Here is a 25,288-nt window from a genome sequence, read left to right as displayed (position 1 = left end):
TCAACCTTCCTTGTTTGGCGGCCAGTTGTTGGTGTCGATCTTCGAAGTCCACTTGAGGAACTCCGCCATATCGTCAACTTGCTGTTCGCTGAGATTGAACTGCGGCATTGCACGGCGGCCGGGCGCGCCGAGCGGCTGGGCCTTCATCCAGGCGTGCAGGAAGGGCTTGAAGGCCTCTTCACCACCACGACGGACGAACACGTTGCCCAGCTCTGGCGCGAAGTAAGCACCTTCACCGAGCAGGCTGTGGCAGCCGATGCAGTTGTTGTTTTCCCAGACTGCCTTGCCGCGAACCACCGCCTCGGTCATTTCCGATGCATTGGTTCGTTCGGGGAAAGTCTGCTCTGTGTGGTAGGTAAGACCGAGGAACACCAGGAAGAAGAACACGCTTCCTCCGAAGTAGATATTCCTGGCCATACCCTTGGTGAAGGTCTCGGACATGGTCGCCTCCTCATGGCTTGGCGTGGCCAGTTTAAGAAGGGGGCTATCGAAACCTGCTTGATGGCAATCAAGAAAAACCTGAACGTGGCAGTAGGGCTTTCTGGAGATACGTCAGGAGGGGCGCAAAGCCAGACGCCGCGGGGGATGCAGCGCGCTGCGGGTCACTGGCCTGCATTTTCGGCGGCGTGACCGTGGCTATATGAGTGGCCCGCGCGGCGATCGCACGCAGGCACTGCCGACACCCTGATGGGCGCCGGCAGGCAGAGAATCAGGCGCGGCGTTGAGTCGCCAGGCGCAGGCCGGTCTTCTTCAGAATGCGGCTGGACACCAGCATCTCGTTCGCCCGGCAGGCATTGCCCAGCAGCGCGCGAATCTGGTTGCGATAGGCCTCGATGTCACTGGCATCACGCCCATGCACCATGGCGAACAGGTTGTATGGCCAGCCTTCCTGCCGTGGTCGGCGATAGCAGTGACTGACGAAGGGCTGCGCGCCGATCAGCGCACCGAGCCGGGCGATCTCGGCATCGTCGACGTCCCACACGGTCATGCCGTTGTGCCGGTAGCCGAGGCGGTAGTGGTTGGGTATCGCCGCAATCCGCCGGATCGCGCCATCGGCCTGCAGGCGCTGCAGCAGTGCCAGGGTGGCGTCGACATCGATCCCCAGCTCATCGGCAAGCCAGGCCCAGGGATCGGCCACCAGCGGCAGCCCGGCCTCGGTCAGTTCGATCAGGCGGCGGGTCAGGCCATCTTCAGACGGGGAAGTGCAAACCGACATGGAAGGTTTCCTCTTTCGGCAGATTCAGCACCGCCAGGCCGGTCTTGGCCTCGATGCGCGCGATGCTCTCGGCGATGCCCTGCGGGGTCTCGCAGCCGAGCACGAACCACATGTTCCAGCGGTGTTCGCGGCGGTAGTTGTGTGCCACTTCGGGGATCGCCTCCAGCTGCGCGGCAACCTCGTCGAAGCGCGCCTCCGGCACCGACAGCGCGGCCAGGGTGAAGGCGCCGCCAAGCCGGTCGATGTCGAACATCGGCCCGAAGCGGGTCAGCGTGCCGTCGTCGAGCAATGCCTGGACCCGCTCGCGCAGGGCCACGGACGTGCTGCCCAGCTCCTCGGCCAGCGCTTCCCAGGGGTGGCGCACCAGCGGCAGGCCATGTTGCAGACGATTGATCAACAGCCGGTCGAATTCATCCATTGGCGACCTCGAGCAGCGGCGGTGCAAAACGGCCACCGCACTGTTTGAAGGCCCGCGTGCTGAACAGCAGCTGATGCGGTACATCGATCAGGTCGTTGTCCGCCAGCAGGCGCTCGATCAGCTGGCAGACCTGCTCGCGCTCGCGGCCATGGACCATGCAGAACAGATTGTAGGGCCACTGCGGCAGACGCCGCGGGCGCTGGTAACAGAGATTGACTCCGGCAGCCTGGCCCAGGCGCCGCCCGACTTCGTCGACGTGCGCGTCGGGGATGTCCATCACCAGCATGGCGTTGGCGCGAAAGCCCAGCGCGCGGTGCTTGAGCACCAGGCCGAAGCGGCGGAACAGCCCTTCTTCCTGCCAGCGTTGAATCTGCTCCAGCACCCGCTCCTCGACGCTGCCGATCTGCTCGGCGAGCCGCTGGTAAGGCCGCGCGGCCAGCGGCAGGCCACCCTCGAGCAGGCGACGCAGCTGCAGCGCCTGCAGGTCATTGAGACAACCGGTCATGATGGATCTCCCAGCGGAAAGCCAAGGTCGATGCGAAAGGCCTGCTGCATCGGCAGGTCGAGCGGTGTCAGCCCGGTATCGGCTTCGATCTCGGCCAGCAGCCGGTCGATGTGTGGCCGATCCGGCCCAGTCAGGACGAACCAGAGGTTGTAGCGATGCTCGCGCAGGTAGTTGTGGTTGACCTCGGGAAACGCATTGATGCGCGCCGCGACCTGCTCCAGCCGCGCCGCGGGCACGGCCAGCGCGACCAGGGTGCTGGCGCCGGCACGGCTGTGCTCGAACACCGGGCCGATGCGCGACAGGCCACCGCCCTCGTGCAGTTGTTCGAGACAGGCGAGCACCTCCTCCTCGCTGCAGCCAAGCTCGTCGGCCATGGCGCGGTAGGGCTCGGCGCACAGCGGCATGCCGTGCTGGTAGCGGTCGATCAGGCGACGACTGAGGGCGTCGATGTGCATGTCACAACCCCGTCTCGTGGGCGCGGCTGCTGAAGAAGATGCCGCTCGGACTCTGCGCCGGCAGTCGCTTGAGCAGCTTCAGGGTGTAGGGGTCCCAGACCTGGATTTCCTCGCCATCGCGCACCGACAGCCAGAGCTGATCGCCGCGGGCGGTGAACTCCATGTGCAGCACGGCCGGGCCCGGTTCCAGATCGGCGATGACCTCGTGGGTCTCGCTGTCGATGACCTGGACCTTGCCGTTGTCGGGGTGGGCGAAGTTGACCCAGATCTGCCGCGCGTCAGGTCGTGCCATGACGAAGATCGGCTGACCGGCGACATCGATGGCGTCGGTCTGCTGCCACTTCTCCGAATCCATCACCAGCACACGATGCTGGCCGACCGCGGGCACGAAGGTCTGGTTGCCAGCCACGGTCCAGCCTTCCAGGTGCGGCATCTTGTAGACCGGCAGTTTCTGCTGGCCGCGGCCATAACCATCGAGAATGCGCTCGACGCCACGCTCGGGATGCCAGAGGTCGATCTTGGCCATGCCGTCCTCGCCGAACAGGCCGGCGATGTAATAGCGCCCTTCAGGAGTCAGCAGCGCATCGTAGGGTTGGCGACCGATACCCTCGAAACGGGTGATCTGCGGCTCGTTGCCCTGGCTGAAATCCAGCAGCCAGGTTTCATCGGTATCGAACAGGCTGTAGATGAAGCGCCGGCCGGGCACGTCGATCACGCCGACCACCCGCGAATTGCGGCTGCCATCGGCCAGCGGCGTCGCCGGTATGTCGGCCACCAGCTCCAGGGAATTGGCATCGAAGACCTTGACTCCGCCGGGCTCGTAGTTGCCGACCGCGATCAGCGTGCCGTCCTGGCTGATGGCGCCACCGATGCTGTTGCCACCCTGGATCACCCGACGATCGATGCGCTGGCGTAGCAGGTCGACCTTGGTCAGCCCGCCGTCGCGGCCGAATACGTAGGCGTAGCGCTGATCGCGGGAGAAAACCACCGAGGCATGGGACAGGTCGCCCAACCCTTCAACGCGGCCGAGCTGGCTCTGGTTGCTGCTCTCGATGATCTGCAGGCTACCGGTGGCGCGCTCCACCACCACCCCGAGGTCACCGGTGCCGCGCAGCGGTTGCTGTGCACAGGCCGCGAGCAGACCGGCCGCAGCCAGCAGCAGAAAAGGACGAATCATGGCTTGGGATATCCTTCGAGCAGGCGGTCGACCAGGTAGGCGATGTCCTGCTCGTCGAGCAGGGCATTCCAGCCGGGCATGGCCGTACCGGGGCGGCCGTGGGTAACGGTGGCGATCAGACTGTCACGGGGTTTGCCGGCTAGCGCCTCGCGGGTGAGCGCGGGGCCGAGACCGCCGGTCATGCGCAGGCCATGGCAGGAGCCACAGTCCTGAAGTAAGAGATGGTCGAGCTTCGCCTGGCGCTCGGCGGCGGGCGCTGCGGCCAGGGATAGCGGAATCAGGAGAAAGGACGCCAGGGCCAGCCCCAGACGTAAAACGGCGTGTCGGGCAACTGTCATGGCGTCCTCCGGGGCGACTTACTTGAGGCTAAGAACCCACTCGGCGAGGGTCTTGGCTTCCTCTTCGGTGACTGGGTTTGGCGGCATCGGGATCGGACCCCAAACGCCTTGGCTGCCATTCTTGATGTGCTGGGCCAGGGTGTCGGCGGCGCCTTCGACGCCCGCGTTCTTGGCGGCGACTTCTTTCAGAGCCGGGCCAACCATCTTGGTGTCGACGCTATGGCAGGCCGCGCAGGGCTTGCTCTTGAACAGCGCTTCACCGTCCTGAGCCAGAGCCGGCTGCAGGGTCAGCGCGCCACCCAGGGCGAGCAATGGGAGCAGAATTTTTTTCATGAGTACTTCCTCAAGGCTAATCGGGGGCGGATCTTGAGGCCCACCCCCAGGTGGACTCAGTAAACGTCGTACTGAGTGTTGTGGACGTTAAATTTACCGGTTGGGGTAATCAACCTTTTGTCCTTGATCACTGTTTTGAGTTCTAGCGTCTTGTCATCCACCACGACGATGGCCGACTCCTCTTCCTGCCCATTCCAGACCGAGAACCAAACCTCGTTGCCGGCCTCGTTGTACTCAGGCTGCACCACACGCTTGGCACCTTCCTTCAGGCCAGCCCACTCGCCGATGGGCAGCACCTTGTAGCCCGCCGCCAGGTTATTGATGTCGAACACCGCAGCGGACTGGCTGATCTTGGCGTCCGGGTGGAAGGTGGTATCCAGATACAGGTGTTTGGACTTCGGATGGGTCTTGATGAACAGCGAGCCGCCACCCTGCCCCTTCAAGGTCTCGACCACTTTCCAGGCGTGCTCCGGGTTCTTCTCGGGGTCGGTGCCGATCAGCGAGATGGTTTCATCACCCAAGTGACTGGTGGCCCATACCGGCCCGAATTCCGGGTGCACGAAGTTGGCGCCGCGGCCGGGGTGCGGGATCTTGCCGACGTCTACCAGCGACGCCATCTTGCGCTCTTTCGAGTCGATCACCGCAACCTTGTTGGAGTTGTTCGCCGCCGTCATGAAGTAGCGGTGGCTCACGTCCCAGCCGCCATCATGCAGGAAGGGCGCGGTACCGATGCTTGTGGTTGTCAGGTTGTCGATGTCTTCATAGTTGACCAGCATGACTTTGCCGGTTTCCTTGACGTTGACGATGAATTCGGGGTGCTCGTGCGACGCGATGATCGCCGCTACGCGCGGTTCCGGGTGGTATTCCTGGGTGCCGACCGTCATGCCGCGGGTGGAGACGATCTGCAGCGGCTCCAACGTCTCGCCATCCATAATGGTGAACTGCGGCGGCCAGTAGTCGCCGGCAATTACATATTTGTCTTCGTAGCCCTTGTACTTGGAAGTCTCAACCGAGCGGGCCTCGATCCCGACTTTAATCTCGGCGACCTTCACCGGCTCCTTAGCCCACAGGTCGATCATGTCGATCTTGGCGTCACGACCGATCACCAGCAGATAACGCCCCGAGGCGGACATGCGCGAGATGTGCACCGCGTAACCGGTATCGATGGTCTTGACGATCTTCTTGCTGTCGCCGTCAACGAGGGCGATCTTGCCATCGTCCCGCAGGGTGACGGAGAACAGGTTCGGCAAGTTCAGCTTGTTCATCTGCTTCTTCGGCCGGTCCTCCGGCTTAACCAGCACGTGCCAGGAGTTCTTCATCTCCGTCATGCCCCACTCAGGCGGCGTCGGCGGCGTGTGCTGAATGTACTTGGCCATCAGCGTGATCTGATCCTTGGTCAGCGCGTTGGACGTTCCCCAGTTCGGCATACCGGCAGGCGAGCCGTAGGTGATCAGCGCTTCCAGATAGGCCTGGCCGCGCTCCTGGGTAATGTCGGGCGTCAGCGGCTTGCCGGTCGCGCCCTTGCGCAGTACACCGTGGCAGCCGGCGCAGCGCTGGAAGTAGATTTCCTTGGCCTGTTCGAACTCGGCGCTCGACAGATCTGGCGCGCCCGGCGAATGCACGACCTGAGCGCTAGCCGGGTCAACTGCCGACGCCTGCCCCTTGTAGGCCGCCTCAGCGGTCTCGGGGTTCGCTGCGGCCTGGGCAACGGCCAGACCGAGCATCGAAAAGCCGGCGATGAAGCCTGCCAGTAGTGGTTTGCTCATACTGATATCTCCTCTGAATCGCTTCATGCGATTCCTGCTAGTGACGGCGGTGCGGCAGTTCCCGGGGACTTATTTGGTGCGATTGCATCCTAGGAGAGGGGAAGTGGCTGAGCGCTTGACGGCAATCAAGAGAGCCCCCGGCACCCCCTCAGCGTGACGCCTTGTCGCGGGCGCAATGGGCCGAAACGTCTGGAATCGGCTTCGATTGGCAGGCATCAGGCGCGGGACTTGATCGCAATCAAGCTTTGCCGGCGGATGGCTTGAGAGGGGTCGGTGGGGCCGGTAGCGTGGCGATGGAAATAACCAACTGCTGCCGTGAGGTACTTGCCTGTGAATGCGATTGAAATCCCGACTGCCGCCGGCACGCCTGACGCGCCCTTCTACCAACCGCTGGGCAACGAGGAGCAACTGTTCCAGCAGGCCTGGCAGCACGGCATGCCGGTGCTGATCAAGGGCCCGACCGGCTGCGGCAAGACTCGTTTCGTGCAGCACATGGCGCATCGGCTGAACCTGCCGCTGTACACAGTGGCCTGCCATGACGACCTCTCCGCCGCCGATTTGGTCGGTCGTCACCTGATCGGCGCCCAGGGCACCTGGTGGCAGGACGGCCCGCTGACCCGAGCGGTGCGCGAAGGCGGCATCTGCTACCTGGACGAGGTGGTCGAGGCGCGGCAGGACACCGCGGTGGTACTGCACCCGCTGGCCGACGACCGCCGCGAGCTGTTCATCGAGCGCACCGGCGAGGCGCTCAAGGCGCCGCCGGGTTTCATGCTGGTGGTGTCCTACAACCCCGGTTACCAGAACCTGCTCAAAGGCATGAAGCCGAGTACCCGCCAGCGCTTCGTGGCGATGCGCTTCGATTACCCGCCGGCCGCCGAGGAGGTGCGCATCGTCGCCAACGAGGCGCAGGTGGATGACGAGCTCGCCGCCCAGGTGGTCAAGCTCGGCCAGGCGCTACGCCGGTTGGAGCAGCATGATCTGGAGGAAGTCGCCTCGACCCGCCTGCTGATCTTCACCGCGCGGATGATCCGCTCCGGCATGACGCCGCGGCAGGCCTGCCTGGCCTGCCTCGCCGAGCCGCTGTCGGATGACCCGCAGACGGTCGCCGCGCTGATGGATGTGGTCGATGTCCACTTCGCTTGAAGCCACCAGCCAACGGTCCCGGCGCCTGCCGGGTGACTTGGCGATGTGGTTCTTCATCCTCGCCGAGCTGACAGTCTTCGCCATTCTGATCCTGGCGTTCGCCGCCACGCAGATGCTCAATCCGCAGCTGTTCAGCGAGAGCCGCGCGGCGCTGGACAGCTCCATCGGCCTGGCGCTGACCCTGAGCCTACTGACCTCAGGCCTGTTCGCCGCCCTGGCGGTGGAACAGGTGCGCGAGGCCCGGTCCGGGCGCGCGACGCTGTTGCTGCTCGCCGCGCTGGGCTCGTCCTGCGTCTACGTGGTGCTCAAGCTCAACGAGTACAGCCACCTGGCCGGGCTCGGCCTGGGCATGGAACACAACACCTTCTTCACCCTGTACTGGATTCTGACGGGCTTTCACTTCCTGCATGTGCTGCTGGGCATGGTGATTCTCGGATGGCTGGCCATGCGCTGCCGCCGCGGCGCCTACGGGCCGGACGAGCACAGCGGCCTGGAGTCCGGAGTGCTCTACTGGCACATGGTGGATATGGTCTGGGTGCTGCTGTTCCCGCTGGTCTACGTGCTGAGGTAAGTCATGTCTGCTTCGAAGATTCTGGTGGCCTGCTGGCTCGGCCTGGCACTGCTGTCGGTGTCCACCGTGCTGCTGGGCAATGCCGGCGCCACACTGGCGTTGACCGGAGCCGTTCTGCTCACGGCGTTCGGCAAGGCCTGGCTGATCACCGACGGCTTCATGGAGCTGCGCCACGCTCCGCGGGCGTGGCGTCTGCTGCTGCTCGCCTGGCCGCTGGTACTGGTGCTCGGCGTGCTGCTGACCCTGCTCTGACCAACGGTACACCGCCGCAAGAAGCTGACGATGCGGTCAGCCACGCCCCGCGACTTTTATTGTTTCCGATCAAGGCCAGCCCTACCCCGCTCGTTGATCCTGCTGCTCAAGGAACGGGCGGCCACCACGGCATGCCCTGCGAAACACGCTGCCGAAGCGGAGCCGCCCCATGTTGAGAATCAGCCATTACCTGCGCGCCCTGGCCCAACCGGCCACCAAGGTGCTCGGTGCCCGCAGCGCCAGCGGCAAGCGCCCACCCGTGGTGATCTGGAACCTGCTCAGGCGCTGCAACCTGACCTGCAAGCACTGTTACGCGACCTCCGCCGACAGCGAGTTCCGCGACGAACTGGATACCGCCGAGGCGCTGAAGGTGATCGACGACCTGCACGAGGCCGGTGTACGCGTGCTGATCCTCTCCGGCGGCGAGCCGCTGCTGCGGGGCGACATCTTCCAGCTCGCCGATTACGCCCGGGACAAGGGTTTCTTCGTTGCGCTGTCGACCAACGGCACGCTGATCGACGAGAACAACATCGAGCGTATCGCCGCCGCGCAGTTCGACTACGTCGGCATCAGCATCGACGGCCTGGAGGCGGTGCATGACGAATGGCGCCAGCTCAAGGGCAGCTTCGCCGCGTCCATGCATGCCATCGACCTGTGCCGCCAGCGCGACATCCGAGTCGGCCTGCGCACCACCCTGACGCAGAACAACTACCCGCAGCTGCCGGCGTTGCTGGCGCTGATGCGCGAACACGATGTGCAGAAGTTCTACCTCTCGCACCTCAACTACAGCGGCCGCGGCAAGCGCAGCAGCAAGGCCGACGCCCATCACCAGATGACCCGCGACGCCATGCGTCAGCTCTTCGAGCAGGCCTGGGACGACGTCCAGCACGGCCGCGAGACCGATTTCGTCAGCGGCAACAACGACGCCGATGCGGTCCTGCTGCTGCAGTGGGTCGAGGAACGTTTGCCGGAACATCGCGAGCGCCTGGAAGGCATGCTGCGCGCCTGGGGCGGCAACGCCTCCGGCAGCGGCATCGCCAACATCGACAACATCGGCGACGTGCACCCAGACACCTACTGGTGGCAGCACACCGTTGGCAACGTGCGCCGCCAGCGCTTCAGCGACATCTGGCTGAACGAGCCGGCGCCGCTGCTGCAGGAGCTGCGCCAGCATCCGCGCGCGGTCGGCGGTCGCTGCGCCGACTGCCGCTGGCTGGCGATCTGCAACGGCAACACCCGCACCCGCGCCTGGGCGCAGGGCGATCTCTGGGCCGAAGACCCGGGCTGCTACCTCTCCGACGAGGAGATCGGCCGCCCCACAGCCGAGCGCATTCCCAGCATTGCCATCTGACCGATCGAGCGGCCGACAAAGCGCCGCAGCAACGCACTCCGTAAGCCCGATGAGAATTCAGGAGCACCGCATGGACCAGCCACTCACATTTCCCGCCTCGCTGAGCGCCGCGTTCGCCCCGGGCGAAGTCGCTCTGGTCGGCGCCGGCCCGGGCGACCCCGGCCTGCTCACCCTGCGTGCCTGGAGCCTGCTGCAGCAGGCCGACGCGGTGGTCTACGACCGCCTGGTCAGCGACGGGTTGATGGCGCTGCTGCCGGCCGATTGCAGCCGCCACTACGTCGGCAAGACCAGCGGTTACCACAGCCTGCCGCAGCCGGAGATCAACCAGCTGCTGGCCGACCTGGCCCTGCAGAACAAGCGCGTGGTGCGGCTCAAGGGCGGCGACCCGTTCATCTTCGGCCGCGGTGCCGAGGAACTAGAATTCCTTCTGCAGCGCGGTATCGACTGCCAGGTGGTGCCGGGCATCACCGCCGCGGCCGGCTGCAGCGCCTATGCCGGGATTCCACTGACTCACCGCGACCTGGCGCATTCCTGCCAGTTCATCACCGGCCACCTGCAGACCAACGGCGAGTTGCATCTGCCCTGGGACGCCCTGGCGCAGGGCGGGCAGACGCTGGTGTTCTACATGGGCCTGGCCAGCCTCGGCGAGATCTCGCGCAACCTGATTTCCGCCGGCCTGCCGGTGGACACGCCCGCCGCGCTGATCGGCAATGGCACCCGGGAGAACCAGCAGGTGGTGCGCTGCACGCTGCGCCAGCTGCCGAGCATGGCCGACGAGCAGCACCTTACGCCGCCGACCCTGACTGTGATCGGTCGGGTGGTCGGCCTGTTCGCCGAGCGCCAGGTCCAACACCCAGCGCGGCTGCACGGTGACCCAGTCCCGCAATCGGAGGCCTTATGCAACTGATACCCGCCCTGCTGCTGGCCGCCGCGCTGCCTGCAGCCACCTTCGTCGCCCTCGACCTGGCCATTCCGCGGGCTGCCGCGGCAACCCAGCCAGCCGACAGTCAGGCGCTGTACGAACAACACTGCCAGAGCTGCCACGGCGTCAATCGTCTCGGCGGCGCCGGCCCGGCGCTGTTGCCGGAAAGCCTCAGCCGCATCAAGCCGACCGAAGCCCATGCGGTGATTCGTGACGGCCGTCCGGCGAGCCAGATGGCCGCCTACTCCCACGTGCTGGACGACGCGCAGATCACCGGCCTGGTCGATTACCTGTATCAGCCCTCTGCCGTGCCACCGACCTGGAGCGACGCCGACATCCGCGCCAGCCATCGCATTCTCACCGATGTCGCCACGCTGCCGACGACCCCGCAGCACGGCGCCGACCCGCTCAACCTGTTCGTGGTGGTCGAGGCTGGCAATCACCACGTCCGGGTGCTGGACGGCGATCGTTTCGAGGAGCTGGCGAACTTCCAGTCGCACTTCGCCCTGCATGGCGGGCCGAAGTTCTCGCCGGATGGCCGCTTCGTCTACTTCGCCTCCCGCGACGGCTGGGTCAGCGTCTACGACCTGCACAACCTGAGCATGATCGCCGAGGTCCGCGCCGGGCTGAACACGCGCAACCTGGCGGTCAGCAACGATGGCCGCTGGGTGCTGGTGGGCAACTACCTGCCGGGCAATCTGGTTTTGCTCGATGCCCGCGACCTGTCGCTGGTCAAGCACATCCCCGCGGTCGGCCAGGACGGCACGCCGTCCCGGGTCAGCGCCGTGTACACCGCACCGCCACGCGACAGCTTCGTGGTCGCCCTGAAAGACGTGCAGGAAGCCTGGGAGCTCTCCTATGCTGGCGAGCCGACCTTCGAACCACGACGGATCAAGGCAGCCGACTATCTCGACGACTTCTCCTTCACCCCCGACTACCGCCACCTGCTGGCCACTTCACGCAAGGCCCACGGCGGCCAGGTGATCGATCTGGACACCGGCGAGGCAGTCACAGACATTCCGCTGCCGGGCATGCCGCACCTGGGCTCGGGCATTTACTGGAAGCGCGACGGCAAGTGGGTGTTCGCCACGCCTAACGTCAGCAAGGGGCTGATCTCGGTGCTGGATCTGGAAACCTGGAAGCTGATCAAGGAGATTCCCACCGAAGGTCCGGGCTTCTTCATGCGCAGCCAGGCCAGCTCGCCCTACGCCTGGACCGACGTGTTCTTCGGCCCGAACAACGACGCCGTGCACCTGATCGACAAGCAGACCCTGGAAGTCGCCCACACCCTGCGGCCGATGCCGGGCAAGAACGCCGCCCACGTCGAGTTCACCAACGACGGTCGCTACGCCCTGCTCAGCGTCTGGGACACCGACGGCGCCCTGCTCGTCTACGACGCCAAGACGCTGGAGGAGGTCAAACGTATCCCGATGAACAAGCCCTCCGGCAAGTACAACGTCGGCAACAAGATCGAGTTCGCCGAAGGCACCTCACACTAGCTCTGCCAGTGTCGCCCGGCGAGATCGGCGGGCGACCTATCAGCCGCGAGCCAATACAATCCATGGTCCCATCACTTTTATTGCACTGAAGGCCGACCATGGACATCGATCTCGCCCGCACATTCCTCGAGATCATTCGCAGCGGCAGTTTCATCGCCACCGCCGAACGTCTGCATATCACCCAGACTGCCGTGACCGCGCGGGTGCACAACCTGGAAAGTCAGCTCGGCTGCCGGCTGTTCGTACGCAATCGCGCCGGGGCGCGGCTGACCGATGATGGCGAACGCTTCGTCGCCTATGCCAACCAGCTGGTGCAGACCTGGGAAGCCGCGCGGCGCGACCTGCCGCTGTCGCAGGGTGGCGGCAAGCTGCTGACCCTCGGCTCCGAGGTCAGCCTGTGCAATCCGCTGATGCTGGCCTGGGTCCAGCGCCTGCGTCAGAGCCTGCCCAGCCATGCCGTGCGGCTGGAGGTTGCCAGCGGTGAAGAGCTGCAGAAGAAGCTCGACCTCGGCGTACTCGACGCCGCGCTGGTGCACCAACCGGAGTATTGGCCTGGGCTGCAGGTCGAGCAGCTGCTGGAAGAAAAGCTGATTCAGGTGGTGCAGACGCAGAATCCTGCGCCTTACCTATACGTGGATTGGGGCCCGGCCTTTCGCAAGCAGCACAACCAGGCGTTGCCCGAATGCACTCGTGCCGCGCTGTCCTTCAGCCTCGGCCCGCTGGCGCTGCAATACCTGGTGCAATGTGGTGGACGCGGCTACTTCCGCACCCGCGTGGTTCAGCGCTATCTGGACGAGGGCATTCTCAAACGAGTGGAGCAGGCCCCGGAGTTTTCCTACCCGATCTATCTGGTGCACGCCCGCGCCAGTGAGTCGCCTGCACTGATCAGGGCCATCGAGCTGCTGCGGGAGGTCGCCCTCGATGATTACGACTGGTCGCGCTGGTACTACGAGATATGAATGCCGCGGCCTGAAACGGCACCACTCAGTCCGGCAGTTGCTTGAGCCAGTTGCGATAGAGCGCGGCGATCAGGTCGGTCTGGGTGATCATGCCCACCAGCCGCTGCTGCGCATCGACCACCGGCAGACAGTGCAGGCCGCGATCCGAGAGCAGATACACCAGCTCGACCATGTGCGTATCGGCCGTCACCGAGACTACCGGCGAACTCATGATCGCGCGCAGCTTGATGCCGCGCAGGAAGTTCAGCTGACCGAAACTGAGCCGCCCCGGGCGCGGGTGGAAGTGCTTGAGCAGATCCACCTGGGTGACGATACCGACCAGCCGATGGTCGTCGCCCTGCACCACTGGCAGCGAGCGCAGCCGGTGCACCTGCAGGGTCTGCCAGGCCTGCTCGATGAAGGTATCCGGCGTGTGCCAGTACAGGTCGCGCGACATCACGTGAGCCGCAGTGATCTCGCCCATGCTGCGGCGCAGTGCGTGCTTCTCGGTCTGCTTGATCAAGCGTTCCAGGTCGTCACGGGTGACGTCGACATACTCGCCAAACTCCTGCAGTGCGCGATCCACGTCGTCATGGGTGAAGCTCATGCGCTCACCCGGCGGCAGGTCGCGGGTGTGATGGCTGTTCTCGCGGCTCAGCCGCGGCTTCGGATAGGGATGCCCGGTCAGGTTGTTGTAGACCAGCGCGACCGCCACCAGGAGTGCCGAATAGAACAGCACCGGCCCGATCAGCATGAAGCCCAGCTGATGCAATTCCGGGCTGCCGACCGCCGCCACCAGCGCCAGCGCGATGCTCGGCGGATGCAGGCAGCGCAGGTAGAACAGGCAGAGCAGCGACAGGCACGCCGCCAGAGCCAGCGAGGCGACGCTGGGCAGGCCGCTCATGCCCAGAGCGATGCCTATCAGCGCCGCCAGCAGGTTGCCAACCAGCACCGCCCACGGCTGGGCGAACGGGCTGGACGAGGCGACGAAGACCAGCACCGCCGAGGCGCCGGCTGGCCCCATGATCTGCAGGGTCAGCGAACTGCCGACCAGCAGATAGCCACTGCAGAACACCAGCGGCATGACGATGGCGACACCGAGGGCGGCGCGCAGCCACTCCTTCGGCGAAGCATTCAACGGGACGGGAAGAAACGAGCGAATCCAGAGGGCGAGAGAGTCGTGCATTGGTCCTGCTTGTGTCGAAAGCGAAGCTGCCGTCCGATGGGCGGGTGAGGAAGTCCGTCCATGGACCCGTATGAGCGGAAAACCTGGCGCGGCGTTCAGCTGGCCAGCAACCGCGCTGCCTGCGGCATCCGCTCGTCGCGGCGGGTGCGCACGGTCAGCCAGGTGTTCAGCGCCATCAGCAGCATGCCGCTGGCGAAGATGGCGCCGCCGGCCATGCGCACGATGTAGCCGGGATGGCTGGCTTCCAGCGCCTCGACGAACGAGTAGGTCAGCGTGCCGTCTTCGTTGATCGCCCGCCACATCAGCCCCTGGGTGATGCCGTTGACCCACATCGAGGCGATGTAGAGCACGGTGCCGATGGTGGCCAGCCAGAAGTGCGCGTTGATCAGGCCGATGCTGTGCATCTGCTCGCGCCCCCAGAGCCGCGGGATCAGGTGGTACAGCGAGCCGATGGAGATCATCGCCACCCAGCCCAGCGCCCCGGCGTGTACGTGGCCGATGGTCCAGTCGGTGTAGTGCGACAGGGCGTTGACCGTCTTTATCGCCATCATCGGGCCTTCGAAGGTCGACATACCGTAGAACGCCAGCGAAACCACCAGGAAGCGCAGGATCGGGTCGGTGCGCAACTTATGCCAGGCACCGGAAAGGGTCATCATGCCGTTGATCATGCCGCCCCAGCTCGGCGCCAGGAGGATGATCGACATCACCATGCCGAGACTCTGTGCCCAGTCCGGCAGCGCGGTGTAGTGCAGGTGATGCGGGCCGGCCCAGATGTAGATCGAGATGATCGCCCAGAAGTGCACGATGGACAGGCGGTACGAGTAGATCGGCCGCCCGGCCTGCTTGGGCACGAAGTAGTACATCATCCCGAGGAAGCCGACCGAAAGGATGAAGCCCACCACGCTGTGCCCGTACCACCACTGCACCATTGCATCGGTGGCCCCCGAATACATCGAATAGGACTTGAGCAGGCTTACCGGCACCAGCGCGTGGTTGATGATGTGCACCATGCCGGTGACGATGATGAAGGCGCCAAAGAACCAGTTGCCGACGTAGATGTGGCGGTTGCGCCGGCGGGCGATGGTGCCGAAGAACAGATAGGCGTAGAGCACCCAGATCAGCGTCACCCAGAGTGCGATCGGCCACTCCATCTCGGCGTATTCCTTGGACGTGGTGTAGCCCAGCGCGTAGCTGATCGGCATTGCCACACAGGCTGCCTGCCAGCCCCAGAACACCAGTGCCGCCAGCCGATCGGAAATCAGCCGGGCATGGCTGGTGCGCTGGACGATGTAGAAGGACGAGGCGAACAGCGCGCCGCCACCGAAGGCGAAGATCACCAGATTGGTGTGGATCGGCCGCAGCCGGCCGAAGCTGGTCCAGGGCAGGTCGAAGTTCAGCTGCGGCCACACCAGCTGAGCGGCGATGAACACCCCGAGGCCCATGCCGAGCACACCCCAGACCAGCGTCATCAGGGTGAACTGGCGCACCACCTGGTAGTTGTAGGGAATCGGTTCGGGATTGTCGTGCTGTTCGCTCATGCTCGCCGGACGGCCGACGCGGGCGCCAGTGAACGAACATCGAAATCTGCCAGCGCAGCGCTGACAATGGTCGACGGACCGGCACGCCGCATCCGCTCGCCGCTCCTCCTGGGATCGGTTCATATCGAGCGCGACGGATTGCCGCGCAGACGGAATGCCTGCGCATTGTCAGCGGTGAATTAAATGTTATCTAACGAATAGTATTGCTCGATAAGCGCAATATTTTTGCATCAAAGAATGCTGCCTGGCATCCAGGCGTCTCATCAGGCTGCGCGGGTCGCCCCTTTCTCGTACTGATCGACCACGGCGGTGACGATGCGCATGACCTCCAGGTTGGCGTCCTCCATCTGGCCCAGGTGGCGCAGCGCATTTTCCAGGGCGTCTCGGGCGAAGGCATCCAGTGCCGCCTGCCCCTGGGCATGCACAGCCGTATGGGGCCGCTCGATCTGCCGGAAGCAGTCCAGCGCCTGGATGTCGCGGTTGCCCTCGCCGTAGTACCAGCGACCGAAACGACAGTCGCGCTCGCTCGGCAGCTGCGGAATCGGCAGTGCCTGATCGCTCAACAGGTGGTTGTACACCACGAACTTCAGCGACAGCTCGTCGAGATTGGCCAGTTCGATGCCGGCACGGAAAGACGATGCGGCGCTGCTCGCGCGCATTGTGCCGGCCAGTTGGTGGAGGGTGCGCATGGCCTCGACCGCCGCCTCGGTGGTTCGGCTGAAGCCCTTGGCGTGGCTGCCCTGCAGCTGGATGTAGTCATGCACGTTGCGGATTTCGGCCTGCACTTCGCCAATCTTGCGCACGATGTCATCGGTCGCCAGCGCGGTCTTTTCCGCCAGGCTGCGAATCTCCCCGGCGACGACCGCGAACCCGCGCCCGGCTTCGCCGGCACGTGCCGCCTCGATCGCGGCATTCAGCGCCAGCAGATTGGTCTGGCTGGCGATGCCGCTGATGAGATCGACGATGCCGTTGATCTCCTGTGAGCGCTCGGCAAGGGTGTCGACCTTGCTCGAGGCCTGGCCCAGGCCGCCCTCCATCTCGGCGGCCTTGCCCTGCAGCTCGCCGAAATGCTTCTGGTTGCTCAGCGCCGCGGCGGCCACCTCGCCGGCACGGGCCTTGTTATCGCCCAATTGGCCGGTGAGAAACTCGAACGACTCCCCCAGATGGGCCACCGAAGTGCTGAAGCGGATCAGCTTTTCCGACACGCCTCGGTAATAGTCGAGCTGTCGCTGGCGTTGCTGGCTGGCAGCTTCGCTCGCCTGTAGCTGCTGCTCCAGCGCAGCGACGCGGGCCGACTGTTCGGCGTGGCTGGCCTGCAACGCATTCAGCTCCTGTTGCAGGCGTGTCGCGCTGTTCTTCCACTTGAACCACATGCGGGCACCCCTCAGCTGATGGTGTAGCCGTTATCCACCACCCAATCCTGGCCGAACACGCCGCGCGCGCCCTGCGAAAGCTGGAACAGGATGACGTTGGCCACGGCCGCCGACTCGAGGAAATGCCCCGGCAACAGGCGCTTGGTGACGCCGTCGGCGACCGCTTCGAGTTGGTCGTCGTCGAGTCCCAGTGAGCCCCAGATGGCGGTGGCGGTCGGGCCGGGTGAAACCATGTTGATGCGTACATCCAGCGGTGCGAACTCCACCGCCAGCGTGCGCGCCTGCGCCGCCAACGCTGCCTTGCTGGCGATGTAGGCCGCCAGCCCCGGGAAGGTGGAGCGGATCAGGAAGGTGCCGACGAAAACCACCGACGCCGGCTTGGCCAGCTCGTTGCGCAGAGCGGCAAAGGTGTTCAGCGCCCCCGCGCCATTGACCGCCCACTGGCGGTCGAATGCCGCCATGTCCAGCCCATCGGCCAATTCGGCGATACCGGCGTTGGGCACCAGGTAATGCACCGGCCCCAACTGCGCAGCCCGCCGGGCCAGCTGAGCCAGATCCCCCGCAGAGGTCACATCACCGCCGAGCCACTGCAACTGCTCGGCATGGGTTTCCAGCAGCGGCTCGAGCCCGCCGATGGTGCGCGACATCGCCAGTACGCGCGCGCCCCGTTGCAGCAGCGCTGCACACAATGCCAGTCCGATCCCGGAGCTGGCTCCGGTGACAACAGCCAGACGATCCTGAAACTCGCTTTTCATCATCATCTCCGAGCTCGACGCGTGCCGAGTCACAGGCCGCCTCGCAAGGCAGCGTTTTTGGGGGCTAGGTAATTTCGCGGACAGGCGCAGACGCGCACCCGCCCGATTCACGTTCCGGGTTCAGCCCGGATGACCGTCCACGCGCGCGGCGACCAGCATCGGCGCATAGCGCCAGGCATAGAGTGCGAAGGCCAGAGTCCAGCAGAGCGCAGCCAGCCACAGGCCGCCAACCGGCCAGGCGACGGAGAGGAACACTCGTGCCGCGGTGCCGAGATTGAACAGCACGAACGCGCCGACAATGCCCGCCGGCAGCTGCAGCGGCCGGCCGGTATGGCCGAGGGTGACCCGCGCGATCATTGCCAGGATCAGTCCGCTCATGGAGCCCACGCTCAGTGCGTGCAGCGATGGACTGGACTGCGCCAGCAAACCGAAATGCCAGAGCGCCAGACCGAACGCGGCCACCACCAGCCAGAGCATCGCCAGATGCAGCGACCAGAGCAGGCCGACCTTCCAGATACCCTTGTCATACCAGCGCGCCAGGCGCAGCAAATGGCCGACGCCGATGGCGACGAACAGCAGGCCCAGCAGCGGCTGCGGGCGCATGGCCAAGCCGAATGCGTGCAACAGGGCGATCACGCCAGTGCCTACCAGCAAGGCGATATCCAGCCAGACCCAGGGTTTGACCGCCTCGACCTTGCCCAACCCGCGTTGGGTGAAGAACGGAATCACCCGCCCGCCGATCAGCGCCATCAGCGCTGCGACCAGCCACAGGCCGGCCAGTACGCCCTGGCGCTGCAGCGCATCGTTACCTTGCAGCAAGCCGGTCAGCGTCAGCACATCGGCACCCAGCATCAGCGACAGCACCACCACGATGGGGTAGTTGCGCTTCTGCCGCACCGCCCAGAGCATCCGCGCCATCATCCACGCCAGTGCCAGCAGGAACAGCAGATCCAGCGGAGCCAGCCACGCGGCGGGCAGGCCGAACAGCCAGCCCAGGCGGGCCGCCAGCCAGACCAGCGCCAAACCCATCAGTCGTTTCCCGGAGGGTGCCGTCTGGCCGGTCCAGGTCTGTACCGCGGTCAGCAGAAAGCCGGCGACGATGGCCATGGCGAAACCGAACAGCATCTCGTGACGGTGCCAGGCCAGCCAGCCACCGGTCGGTTGGAAGCCCGGCCACAGGCCAGTCCAGGCAGCGACCCAGAGCGGTATTGCCAGCAGTGCATACAGACTGCCGGCGAGAAAGAACGGGCGAAATGCGAGTCGCCAGACGGGCGGAATACTCAGGGCTTTTCGCCGATCGATAACTTGCACGGAAGGGCCTCCAGACTTGCCATATCCGGCGACGCCGCAATACCTGCGCACCGGATCGTTGAGCGCTCTCAAATTTGAGAGCCAGGACTACTTTCTACAGGGTAGGAGGCTTCGACAGACTTGATTGCGATCAGATTTTCTTCGACGCGGAAAACAAGCGACGGCCGGAGTGCTGAGCCGAGCGCAGGCGCACCGTTGCAGTGCGCCGCAATCACCATTTTTCCGGGCGGCTAGCCCTTCTCGACTACCAGCAGGCGCGCACAGGCAGAAGCCTGCCTGCGCCGTCAGCCTATGAACGAGGTTATTTGAGTTCCTGCTTGACCGTTTCGGCCTGCGCGGTGGTTTCGCCGTCACTCACCGACTTGCGAAAACCGCTGATCGCACTGCCCAGATCGGATCCCAGGCCACGCAGGCGCTTGGTGCCGAACAGCATGACCACGATCAGGAGAATGATCAGAAGTTGCCAGACGCTGATACCCATCATTGTGCTTACCTCGGATGTGCCGAAAATCGATTGCAGCCCTGAGCTCAGTGGCTGCCGTGTGCGTTGTGTGAATCGCTGGGCATGTGCCCGTGCATGCCGCCGTGCTGCATGCTCGCCGCTTCCTGCAGCAGTGCCTGGTCGATCTGATCGAAGCGCAATACGCGGCCACCGTGTTCCTCGGCCAGACGCAGGGCGGCCTGCTCTTCGGCGAACGTCGCCAGAGACGCGCCCATGGCGCCCTTGAGCGATGTGCCGACCACATAGTAGGCGCTGGTTGCGTCGATCAGATGACCATCGTCCGGGTGCTCCCAGACGCTACGCCCCATGTCGTGCACATAAAGCTTGGCATTGAGCAGGCGATTCTCCGGCTGCAACCACCAGCCGAGCATCTCGGCGGTGGAGCAGAACTTCTTCACCCCGCCCTTCTCCACTGCCTGCCCCTTGGGGCCGGGAAAGTCGGTGATGATCATGCCGCAGACATGGCATTCGTCACTGTCATGGAAGGCCACCGGCTCGAGCGCCTGCTGGACCTCCTCCTTTTCGCCGCAGCCGGTCAGGCCGAAGGCGAGCAACAGGGTCAGGAGCGTTCCGGCGCCAATGCGATGCAGAGCGTTCATAGAGGGATTTCCTTCTCGATACATGAAAGTCAGGTCAGGCGCCGACGGAAGATGCCGTAGGCCAGCAGCAGCGATACGCCGATCCAGGCCAGCAGACACAGCCAGAGCACCGAGGTCGGCACCGGCAGATCGGCGCCCAGCGACAGCACGCCCATGGCGCTGCCGCTGCCCTCGAAGCCGGACAGGTTGATCAGCCGGTAGATGTCGGTGGGGTTGAGCAGCAGCAGCCAGGGCAGCAACTCCGGATTGAACTTGCCCTCACTGAGCACCAGCAGCGCCAACAGCACCAGATCGAACACCAGCACGAAGAGAAACCACACGCCGAGCGCCAGCCCGGCCGCGCTGGACTTCTCGCTGACCTTGCCGCTGAGCACATACGCGAAGGCGAGGAACACCCAGCCGAGCAGCGTCGAGGAAATCATGAAGCGGCCGAACGCCCAGAGCAGCAGGCCAAGTTCGACACCATCGACCAGCAGGGCGATGGCCAGCGCCGCACAGCCGAAGCCGATCAGCACCGCCAGGGCAAGAATCAGCCCGTGGCCGACGAACTTGCCGAGCAGGATCTGCCCACGGCCCAGTGGATAGGTCAGCAGCAGCATCAGCGTGCCGCCCTCGTCCTCACCGACGATGGCGTCATAGGCCAGCAGCAGCGCGATCAGCGGCATCAGAAAGGTGGCCAGGCTCGCCAGACTGGCGATGGTCGCTGGAATCGAGGTGAAGCCCAACTGGCCGGAGGCCGCGGCGCCAAGCCAGGCGATGCCCACCGCGAGCACGGCGAAGAGCAGACTGATGGCGAGCAGCCAACGGTTGCGCAGGCCGTCGCTGAGTTCCTTGCGGGCGATGTTCCAGACCTGGTTCATACGCGACCCTCCTGCGTGCGCACGTCGCCGGCGCGCTCCATGTAATAGCGGTAGAGGTCTTCCAGCGACGGCTGGTGGATCTCGATGTCCTCCGGCTCGCTCTCACCCAACAGCTGGCGCAGCAGCACCAGCTTGTGGCCATTGACCGCGATCACCTCCAGGCTCGATTCGCTGAGGCCGCGGGCGCTGTGCCCGGCATCGGTCCAGCGCTGCAGCCAGCTGTCCCGCTCGCTGATGCCGCTGGCGCGGATGCGCACCGGCAGGCCGGCTTCGGCACGCAGTTGCGCCAGGCTGCCGACCGCCTGCAGGCGCCCCTTGGCGAGGATCGCCGCGCGGTTGATGTGCGCCTCGACGCCCGGCAGCACATGGGAGCAGAGAATGATGCTGGTGCCGCGCTGACGCAGGCGGTCGATCAGCTGGTAGAGATCCTGGGTGGCGATCGGATCAAGGCCCACGGTCGGCTCGTCGAGCAGCAGCAGCTTCGGTTCGCCAAGCAGCGCCTGGGCCAGACCGAGGCGCTGGCGCATGCCCTTGGAATAGGTCTTCACCCGGCGATCGGCGGCATGGGCCAGGCCGACCTGCTCGAGCAGCTCATCCACCTGGGTCAGCGCGGCGCCCTTCAGGCGGGCGAAATGGCGCAGGGTTTCGCGGCCGCTCAACTGCGGATAGAAGGTCACGTTCTCTGGCAGGTAGCCAAGCTGGCGACGCACCTGCGGATCGTTCGGCGCACGGCCCAGGACTTTCACCTGGCCCTCGCTCGGCGCGAGCAGGCCGAGAATCAGTTTCATGCTGGTGGTCTTGCCCGCGCCGTTATGGCCGAACAGCCCCAGCACCTCGCCTTCACCGAGGTTCAGGTTCAGATCGTGCAGCACGGTCATGCTGCCGTAACGCTGGCTTACGCCCTGGATCTCGACGGCGTTCATGACGTTGGTTCCTGCTTTTCGGTTAGGAGTTGTTCAGTGGGCAGCTTCATCAGCGGATGGCTGTCCTGCACACCCGGCGACTTGACCACCGGGAAGGCCCGCTGCACCCAGCGCAGCACCTCGATGCTCGGGCTGTTCATCAGCAGGCGCACCTGCGGGTAGAGCCAGAGCAGGCGATCGACGTTGTCGTTGGGTTCGTAGGCGACATCGCCAAGGCCGTCGTTATTGCGGTCCCAGCCCAGGTAGTCGCTCCAGTAGTTGCCACGGCCGTCCACCGACCATTCCTGGGTCCGGCTGGCGACGTACTTGACCTGCTGCTGGTTGCCGACGAAGGCGTTGCCGGAAATGCGGTTGTCTTCGGAGCCGGCGGTCAGGTGGATACCCAGCGAGCTTTTCTCGAAATGGTTGTTCTCGATGGTGTTGAACAGCGAGTTGTAGATGAACAGCGCCTTGCCCTCACCGCCGCTGATCATGCTGTCGCCACCGGTATCGCCGCGCTGCACGTCGCTGACGAAGTTGCCGGTGATGGTCGAGTAGGTGATGTAGTTCATCAGGATGCCGTAGTTCTGATCCTGCTCGGAACGGTTCCCCGTGACGATCAGCTTGCGGCTCTGCATCAGCGCGTAACCGGTGCGGGTACGACGGGTGATGTTGTCGATCACGCTGTTGTCGTTGGCGAACATGTAGTGCACGCCGTAGCGGACGTCCTCGATGACGTTGCCTTCCAGATGATTGCCGTTGGAGGTATCGATATAGATGCCATCGCGCACGTCGCGCACCAGATTGCCGACGATCCGTGCACCTTTCACGGCAAACAGATGAATGCCGTTGCCACGGTCCTGCGAGCGAACGCCGGCGTCGCCATCGATCTGGTTGCCGATCACCTGCACGTCGCTGGTGCCGTCGACGAACACGCCGAACCCGGGGCCGCGCATGCGGTTGTTGCTGATCTGCGCACGCTCGGCCGCAGGCAGGATGAAGACTGCCGAATCCATCGCGGTGAGGTCGGCGCCCCACGCACGCAGCGTGCAACCATCGACGAGCACGTCGGGCGCGCTGATCAGCAGGCTGCTGCCCTGCCCTTGCGACTGGATGATTGCACCCGGCTCGCAACGCAGCTGCATGGGCTGCTCGATGGTGAACTGACCCTGATATTCGCCGGCAGGCAAGCGCCAGCGGTTCTCACCATCGGGCTGCAGCGGGAGGGTTGTGATGGGTTGCGGTGCCGCCTGGGCGGCACCGCTGAATAAAAGCAGCAGCGAAACTGCCACTGAGTACCGCGAGAAAGTAGCCTGAGCTTTGAACACTGCGTTTTGACCTTCTTCAGCTTCCAGGCGGGTAAACACTGCGGCAAGGGCCTCGGCAGCACCGAGGCTCCTTGCGCAGTCGCTGAACCATCACCGGCTTATTGGCAATGGCTCGACCAGCTTAAGCGGGCTCGACCATCATGCGGCCGACCATTTCCATGTGCAGTGCATGGCAGAACCAGCTGCAGTAGTACCAGTGCAGGCCAGGCTTGTCTGCCACGAAGGTGATGGAAGAGGTCTGCTGCGGGCTGATCTCCATGCTCACACCGTGGTTGACCATGACGAAGCCGTGGGACACGTCCTCGATCTGGTCGATGTTGGTGATGGTCACGGTGACTTCGTCGCCCTGCTTGACGGTGAACTCCTGCACGCCGAACGCTGGCGCCATGGAGGTCATGTACACGCGCACCTTGTTGCCGTCACGAATGACCTTGTTGTCGGCGTCGAGGTTGATGCCGTCTTTCTTCGCCATTTCCACGGTGGGCGCGAAGAACGGATCGTTGCGGTCCCAGATCTTCTTGGTCTTGATCTGGTCGCGGCGGGCCATGATGCAGTCGTGCGGCTCGGCGTAGGTCGGGCCGTCATGCACGAGCTTCATCTCGTCGCCGGAAATGTCGATCAGCTGATCGTTTTCCGGGTGCAGCGGGCCAGTTGGCAGGAAGCGGTCCTTGCCGAACTTGCACAGCGCCACCAGCCACTTGCCATCGGCTTCGCTGGTTTCACAGAGCGAGGCATGGATGTGGCCCGGCTGGTAATGCACGTCCAGCTTCTGCTTGATGTAGTTGACCTTCTCGCCGTTGTAGGCGCGTACCGCGTCGGCCATGTTCCACTTGACCACCTGGCTGTCGATGAACAGCGTGGTGTAGGCGTTGCCGCGACCGTCGAAGGTGGTGTGCAGCGGGCCAAGGCCCAGTTCCACTTCAGCGGCGATGGTGTCGCGCGGGTCCTTCAGCTTGCCGGCGAACAGGTCGGGCAGCTTGGCGATCTCGATCATCGACACGGTCGGCGAGAGCTTGCCGTTGGCGATGAAGTACTTGCCGTCGGAGGAGGTGTTGCAGCCGTGCGGGTTCTTCGGCACCGGGATGTAGCGGGTGAAGGCGCTGTCATTGTCGCCCTTCTTGCGACCGTCCAGCACCGGCACCTTGGAGTCACCGAGGGTGGTGAACTTGCCGGCCTTGACCGCCTTCTCGGCAGCCTCGATGTCGAACACCACGACCCAGTCGCGCTCGTTGCGCATCATGCCGCCGAGGTCGTAGGCCTTTTCCGAGTTGTAGCAGGTGGCAGCAGCGAAGCGACCGGTGTAATCGGCGTCGGTGTTGTCCAGGTTGCCGTCGACGATGATCTGGAAGGCCATCTCCATCTTCTCGGCGTCGATGACGTTGTACATGGTGTAGCTGTTCTCATCCTGCAGATCGAACACCTTGCCGTCGTTCGGGTGCGGGATGACGAATTCGGCGTTGGCGAACACGTACTTGGTGTGCGGCACCTTCTGCAGGCGCAGGCCGTGGATCGCCTGGCAGTTGGGGATGGTGATCATCTTGTCGCACTTCATGATATCCAGGCGGATACGCGCGACGCGGGTGTTGGCCTTGTCGTTGATGAACAGGTACTTGCCGTCGTACTTGCCGTCGGTCATCGAGATGTGCGGGTGGTGGCAGTCGCCGTTGAGGAACTTGGCACTCTCGCCCATGATCGCGCGGCTTTCGTTGGTCAGGCCCCAGCCGGTAGCGGAGTCGACGTTGAACACCGGGATACGCATCAGTTCGCGCATCGACGGAATACCCATCACGCGAACTTCGCCCTGGTGGCCGCCGCTCCAGAAGCCGTAGTAATCGTCCAGGTCGCCCGGGGCGACGTGGATGTTCTGCTGCGCATTCTTCACCGCGGCAGCCCAGGACTCACGGCTCATTACCGCACCACCGAAGGCAGTGGCCGCGACGGCCGCGCCAGTAACCGCGCTGGCGCCGAGGAAGCCACGACGGCTCATGCCGCCCTTCTCCAGCACCTCGGGATTGTTCTTGCTCTTGTCACTCATGGGGTTTCGCTCCTT

General features: G+C 64.5%; 27 protein-coding genes. 7 read left to right on the top strand and 20 right to left on the bottom strand.

What is annotated here, in order from left to right:
- The 9 genes from UIB01_RS03590 to UIB01_RS03550 form a co-directional block, all read right to left on the bottom strand.
- Entirely contained in the window at window positions 1-441 is a 441-nt protein-coding gene (locus UIB01_RS03590) for a c-type cytochrome (RefSeq protein ID WP_038656945.1), read from the bottom strand.
- Between the two features lie 268 nt (window positions 442-709).
- Window positions 710-1,216, bottom strand: coding sequence for a siroheme decarboxylase subunit beta (ahbB, locus tag UIB01_RS03585; RefSeq protein ID WP_038656943.1), 507 nt, complete (start codon window positions 1,214-1,216; stop codon window positions 710-712).
- Window positions 1,191-1,634, bottom strand: a complete 444-nt coding sequence (locus tag UIB01_RS03580) for an Lrp/AsnC family transcriptional regulator (RefSeq protein ID WP_038656941.1) — start codon at window positions 1,632-1,634, stop codon at window positions 1,191-1,193. The genes ahbB (UIB01_RS03585) and UIB01_RS03580 overlap by 26 nt, the downstream gene beginning before the upstream one ends.
- Entirely contained in the window at window positions 1,627-2,139 is a 513-nt protein-coding gene (gene ahbB, locus UIB01_RS03575; RefSeq protein WP_038656939.1) for a siroheme decarboxylase subunit beta, read from the bottom strand. Before ahbB (UIB01_RS03575) ends, UIB01_RS03580 begins: the two co-directional genes overlap by 8 nt.
- A complete protein-coding gene (locus tag UIB01_RS03570) occupies window positions 2,136-2,594 on the bottom strand; it encodes an Lrp/AsnC family transcriptional regulator (protein ID WP_023446219.1) in 459 nt (152 codons plus the stop codon). The genes ahbB (UIB01_RS03575) and UIB01_RS03570 overlap by 4 nt, the downstream gene beginning before the upstream one ends.
- A 1-nt stretch (window position 2,595) precedes the next feature.
- Entirely contained in the window at window positions 2,596-3,771 is a 1,176-nt protein-coding gene (locus tag UIB01_RS03565) for a cytochrome D1 domain-containing protein (protein WP_038656936.1), read from the bottom strand.
- Window positions 3,768-4,109, bottom strand: coding sequence for a c-type cytochrome (locus UIB01_RS03560; protein ID WP_038656934.1), 342 nt, complete (start codon window positions 4,107-4,109; stop codon window positions 3,768-3,770). The genes UIB01_RS03565 and UIB01_RS03560 overlap by 4 nt, the downstream gene beginning before the upstream one ends.
- A gap of 18 nt (window positions 4,110-4,127) precedes the next feature.
- Window positions 4,128-4,442: a c-type cytochrome gene (locus tag UIB01_RS03555; protein ID WP_038656932.1), complete on the bottom strand. Its 315-nt coding sequence runs from the start codon at window positions 4,440-4,442 to the stop codon at window positions 4,128-4,130.
- 56 nt (window positions 4,443-4,498) lie between these two features.
- Window positions 4,499-6,214, bottom strand: a complete 1,716-nt coding sequence (locus UIB01_RS03550) for a nitrite reductase (RefSeq protein WP_155268725.1) — start codon at window positions 6,212-6,214, stop codon at window positions 4,499-4,501.
- Window positions 6,215-6,538: 324 nt separating this feature from the next.
- Here UIB01_RS03550 and UIB01_RS03545 point away from each other — a divergent pair, with 324 nt between their 5' ends.
- The 7 genes from UIB01_RS03545 to UIB01_RS03515 all read left to right on the top strand — a co-directional run bounded on the left by UIB01_RS03545 (window position 6,539) and on the right by UIB01_RS03515 (window position 12,905).
- On the top strand, window positions 6,539-7,351 hold the full coding sequence (locus tag UIB01_RS03545) for a CbbQ/NirQ/NorQ/GpvN family protein (protein ID WP_014819171.1): 813 nt from the start codon (window positions 6,539-6,541) through the stop codon (window positions 7,349-7,351).
- Window positions 7,335-7,922, top strand: coding sequence for a cytochrome c oxidase subunit 3 (locus tag UIB01_RS03540; protein ID WP_038656928.1), 588 nt, complete (start codon window positions 7,335-7,337; stop codon window positions 7,920-7,922). Before UIB01_RS03545 ends, UIB01_RS03540 begins: the two co-directional genes overlap by 17 nt.
- A 3-nt stretch (window positions 7,923-7,925) precedes the next feature.
- Window positions 7,926-8,174, top strand: coding sequence for a cytochrome C oxidase subunit IV family protein (locus tag UIB01_RS03535; protein ID WP_038656926.1), 249 nt, complete (start codon window positions 7,926-7,928; stop codon window positions 8,172-8,174).
- 169 nt (window positions 8,175-8,343) lie between these two features.
- Window positions 8,344-9,525: a heme d1 biosynthesis radical SAM protein NirJ gene (gene nirJ / locus UIB01_RS03530; protein ID WP_038656924.1), complete on the top strand. Its 1,182-nt coding sequence runs from the start codon at window positions 8,344-8,346 to the stop codon at window positions 9,523-9,525.
- 70 nt (window positions 9,526-9,595) lie between these two features.
- Window positions 9,596-10,432 carry a uroporphyrinogen-III C-methyltransferase gene (gene cobA, locus UIB01_RS03525; RefSeq protein ID WP_038656922.1) on the top strand — a complete coding sequence of 279 codons (837 nt, stop codon included), beginning with the start codon at window positions 9,596-9,598 and terminating at the stop codon, window positions 10,430-10,432.
- Window positions 10,423-11,946, top strand: coding sequence for a nitrite reductase (locus tag UIB01_RS03520; protein ID WP_038656920.1), 1,524 nt, complete (start codon window positions 10,423-10,425; stop codon window positions 11,944-11,946). Before cobA ends, UIB01_RS03520 begins: the two co-directional genes overlap by 10 nt.
- 98 nt (window positions 11,947-12,044) lie before the next feature.
- Window positions 12,045-12,905 carry a LysR family transcriptional regulator gene (locus UIB01_RS03515; RefSeq protein WP_038656918.1) on the top strand — a complete coding sequence of 287 codons (861 nt, stop codon included), beginning with the start codon at window positions 12,045-12,047 and terminating at the stop codon, window positions 12,903-12,905.
- A gap of 25 nt (window positions 12,906-12,930) precedes the next feature.
- Here the strand turns inward: UIB01_RS03515 and UIB01_RS03510 are convergent, their stop codons facing one another.
- From UIB01_RS03510 to nosZ, 11 genes are all read right to left on the bottom strand, one after another.
- Entirely contained in the window at window positions 12,931-14,070 is a 1,140-nt protein-coding gene (locus tag UIB01_RS03510; RefSeq protein ID WP_038656916.1) for an HPP family protein, read from the bottom strand.
- Window positions 14,071-14,165: 95 nt separating this feature from the next.
- Window positions 14,166-15,608, bottom strand: coding sequence for a cytochrome-c oxidase, cbb3-type subunit I (ccoN, locus tag UIB01_RS03505; RefSeq protein ID WP_038656914.1), 1,443 nt, complete (start codon window positions 15,606-15,608; stop codon window positions 14,166-14,168).
- Between the two features lie 263 nt (window positions 15,609-15,871).
- Window positions 15,872-16,981 (bottom strand): methyl-accepting chemotaxis protein, encoded by a 1,110-nt coding sequence (locus UIB01_RS03500; RefSeq protein ID WP_038656912.1) that lies wholly within the window; start codon window positions 16,979-16,981, stop codon window positions 15,872-15,874.
- A gap of 11 nt (window positions 16,982-16,992) precedes the next feature.
- On the bottom strand, window positions 16,993-17,736 hold the full coding sequence (locus UIB01_RS03495; protein ID WP_038665378.1) for an SDR family NAD(P)-dependent oxidoreductase: 744 nt from the start codon (window positions 17,734-17,736) through the stop codon (window positions 16,993-16,995).
- A 120-nt stretch (window positions 17,737-17,856) separates the two neighbouring features.
- Window positions 17,857-19,047 carry an NnrS family protein gene (locus tag UIB01_RS03490; RefSeq protein ID WP_038656910.1) on the bottom strand — a complete coding sequence of 397 codons (1,191 nt, stop codon included), beginning with the start codon at window positions 19,045-19,047 and terminating at the stop codon, window positions 17,857-17,859.
- A 301-nt stretch (window positions 19,048-19,348) separates the two neighbouring features.
- Window positions 19,349-19,531 carry a twin-arginine translocase TatA/TatE family subunit gene (tatA, locus tag UIB01_RS03485; protein ID WP_080695045.1) on the bottom strand — a complete coding sequence of 61 codons (183 nt, stop codon included), beginning with the start codon at window positions 19,529-19,531 and terminating at the stop codon, window positions 19,349-19,351.
- Between the two features lie 44 nt (window positions 19,532-19,575).
- Window positions 19,576-20,148 carry a nitrous oxide reductase accessory protein NosL gene (locus tag UIB01_RS03480; protein WP_038656908.1) on the bottom strand — a complete coding sequence of 191 codons (573 nt, stop codon included), beginning with the start codon at window positions 20,146-20,148 and terminating at the stop codon, window positions 19,576-19,578.
- A 29-nt stretch (window positions 20,149-20,177) separates the two neighbouring features.
- Window positions 20,178-21,008 (bottom strand): ABC transporter permease, encoded by an 831-nt coding sequence (locus UIB01_RS03475; RefSeq protein ID WP_038656906.1) that lies wholly within the window; start codon window positions 21,006-21,008, stop codon window positions 20,178-20,180.
- On the bottom strand, window positions 21,005-21,931 hold the full coding sequence (locus tag UIB01_RS03470; protein WP_038656905.1) for an ABC transporter ATP-binding protein: 927 nt from the start codon (window positions 21,929-21,931) through the stop codon (window positions 21,005-21,007). Before UIB01_RS03470 ends, UIB01_RS03475 begins: the two co-directional genes overlap by 4 nt.
- Window positions 21,928-23,238 (bottom strand): nitrous oxide reductase family maturation protein NosD, encoded by a 1,311-nt coding sequence (locus UIB01_RS03465; RefSeq protein ID WP_038665372.1) that lies wholly within the window; start codon window positions 23,236-23,238, stop codon window positions 21,928-21,930. Before UIB01_RS03465 ends, UIB01_RS03470 begins: the two co-directional genes overlap by 4 nt.
- A 121-nt stretch (window positions 23,239-23,359) precedes the next feature.
- Window positions 23,360-25,273 (bottom strand): TAT-dependent nitrous-oxide reductase, encoded by a 1,914-nt coding sequence (nosZ, locus tag UIB01_RS03460; RefSeq protein WP_038656903.1) that lies wholly within the window; start codon window positions 25,271-25,273, stop codon window positions 23,360-23,362.
- Window positions 25,274-25,288: the final 15 nt, after the last annotated feature.

The sequence above is a fragment of the Stutzerimonas decontaminans genome, from assembly GCF_000661915.1.
Lineage (GTDB): Bacteria > Pseudomonadota > Gammaproteobacteria > Pseudomonadales > Pseudomonadaceae > Stutzerimonas > Stutzerimonas decontaminans.
This window is presented reverse-complemented; position numbering and strand designations above follow the sequence as displayed.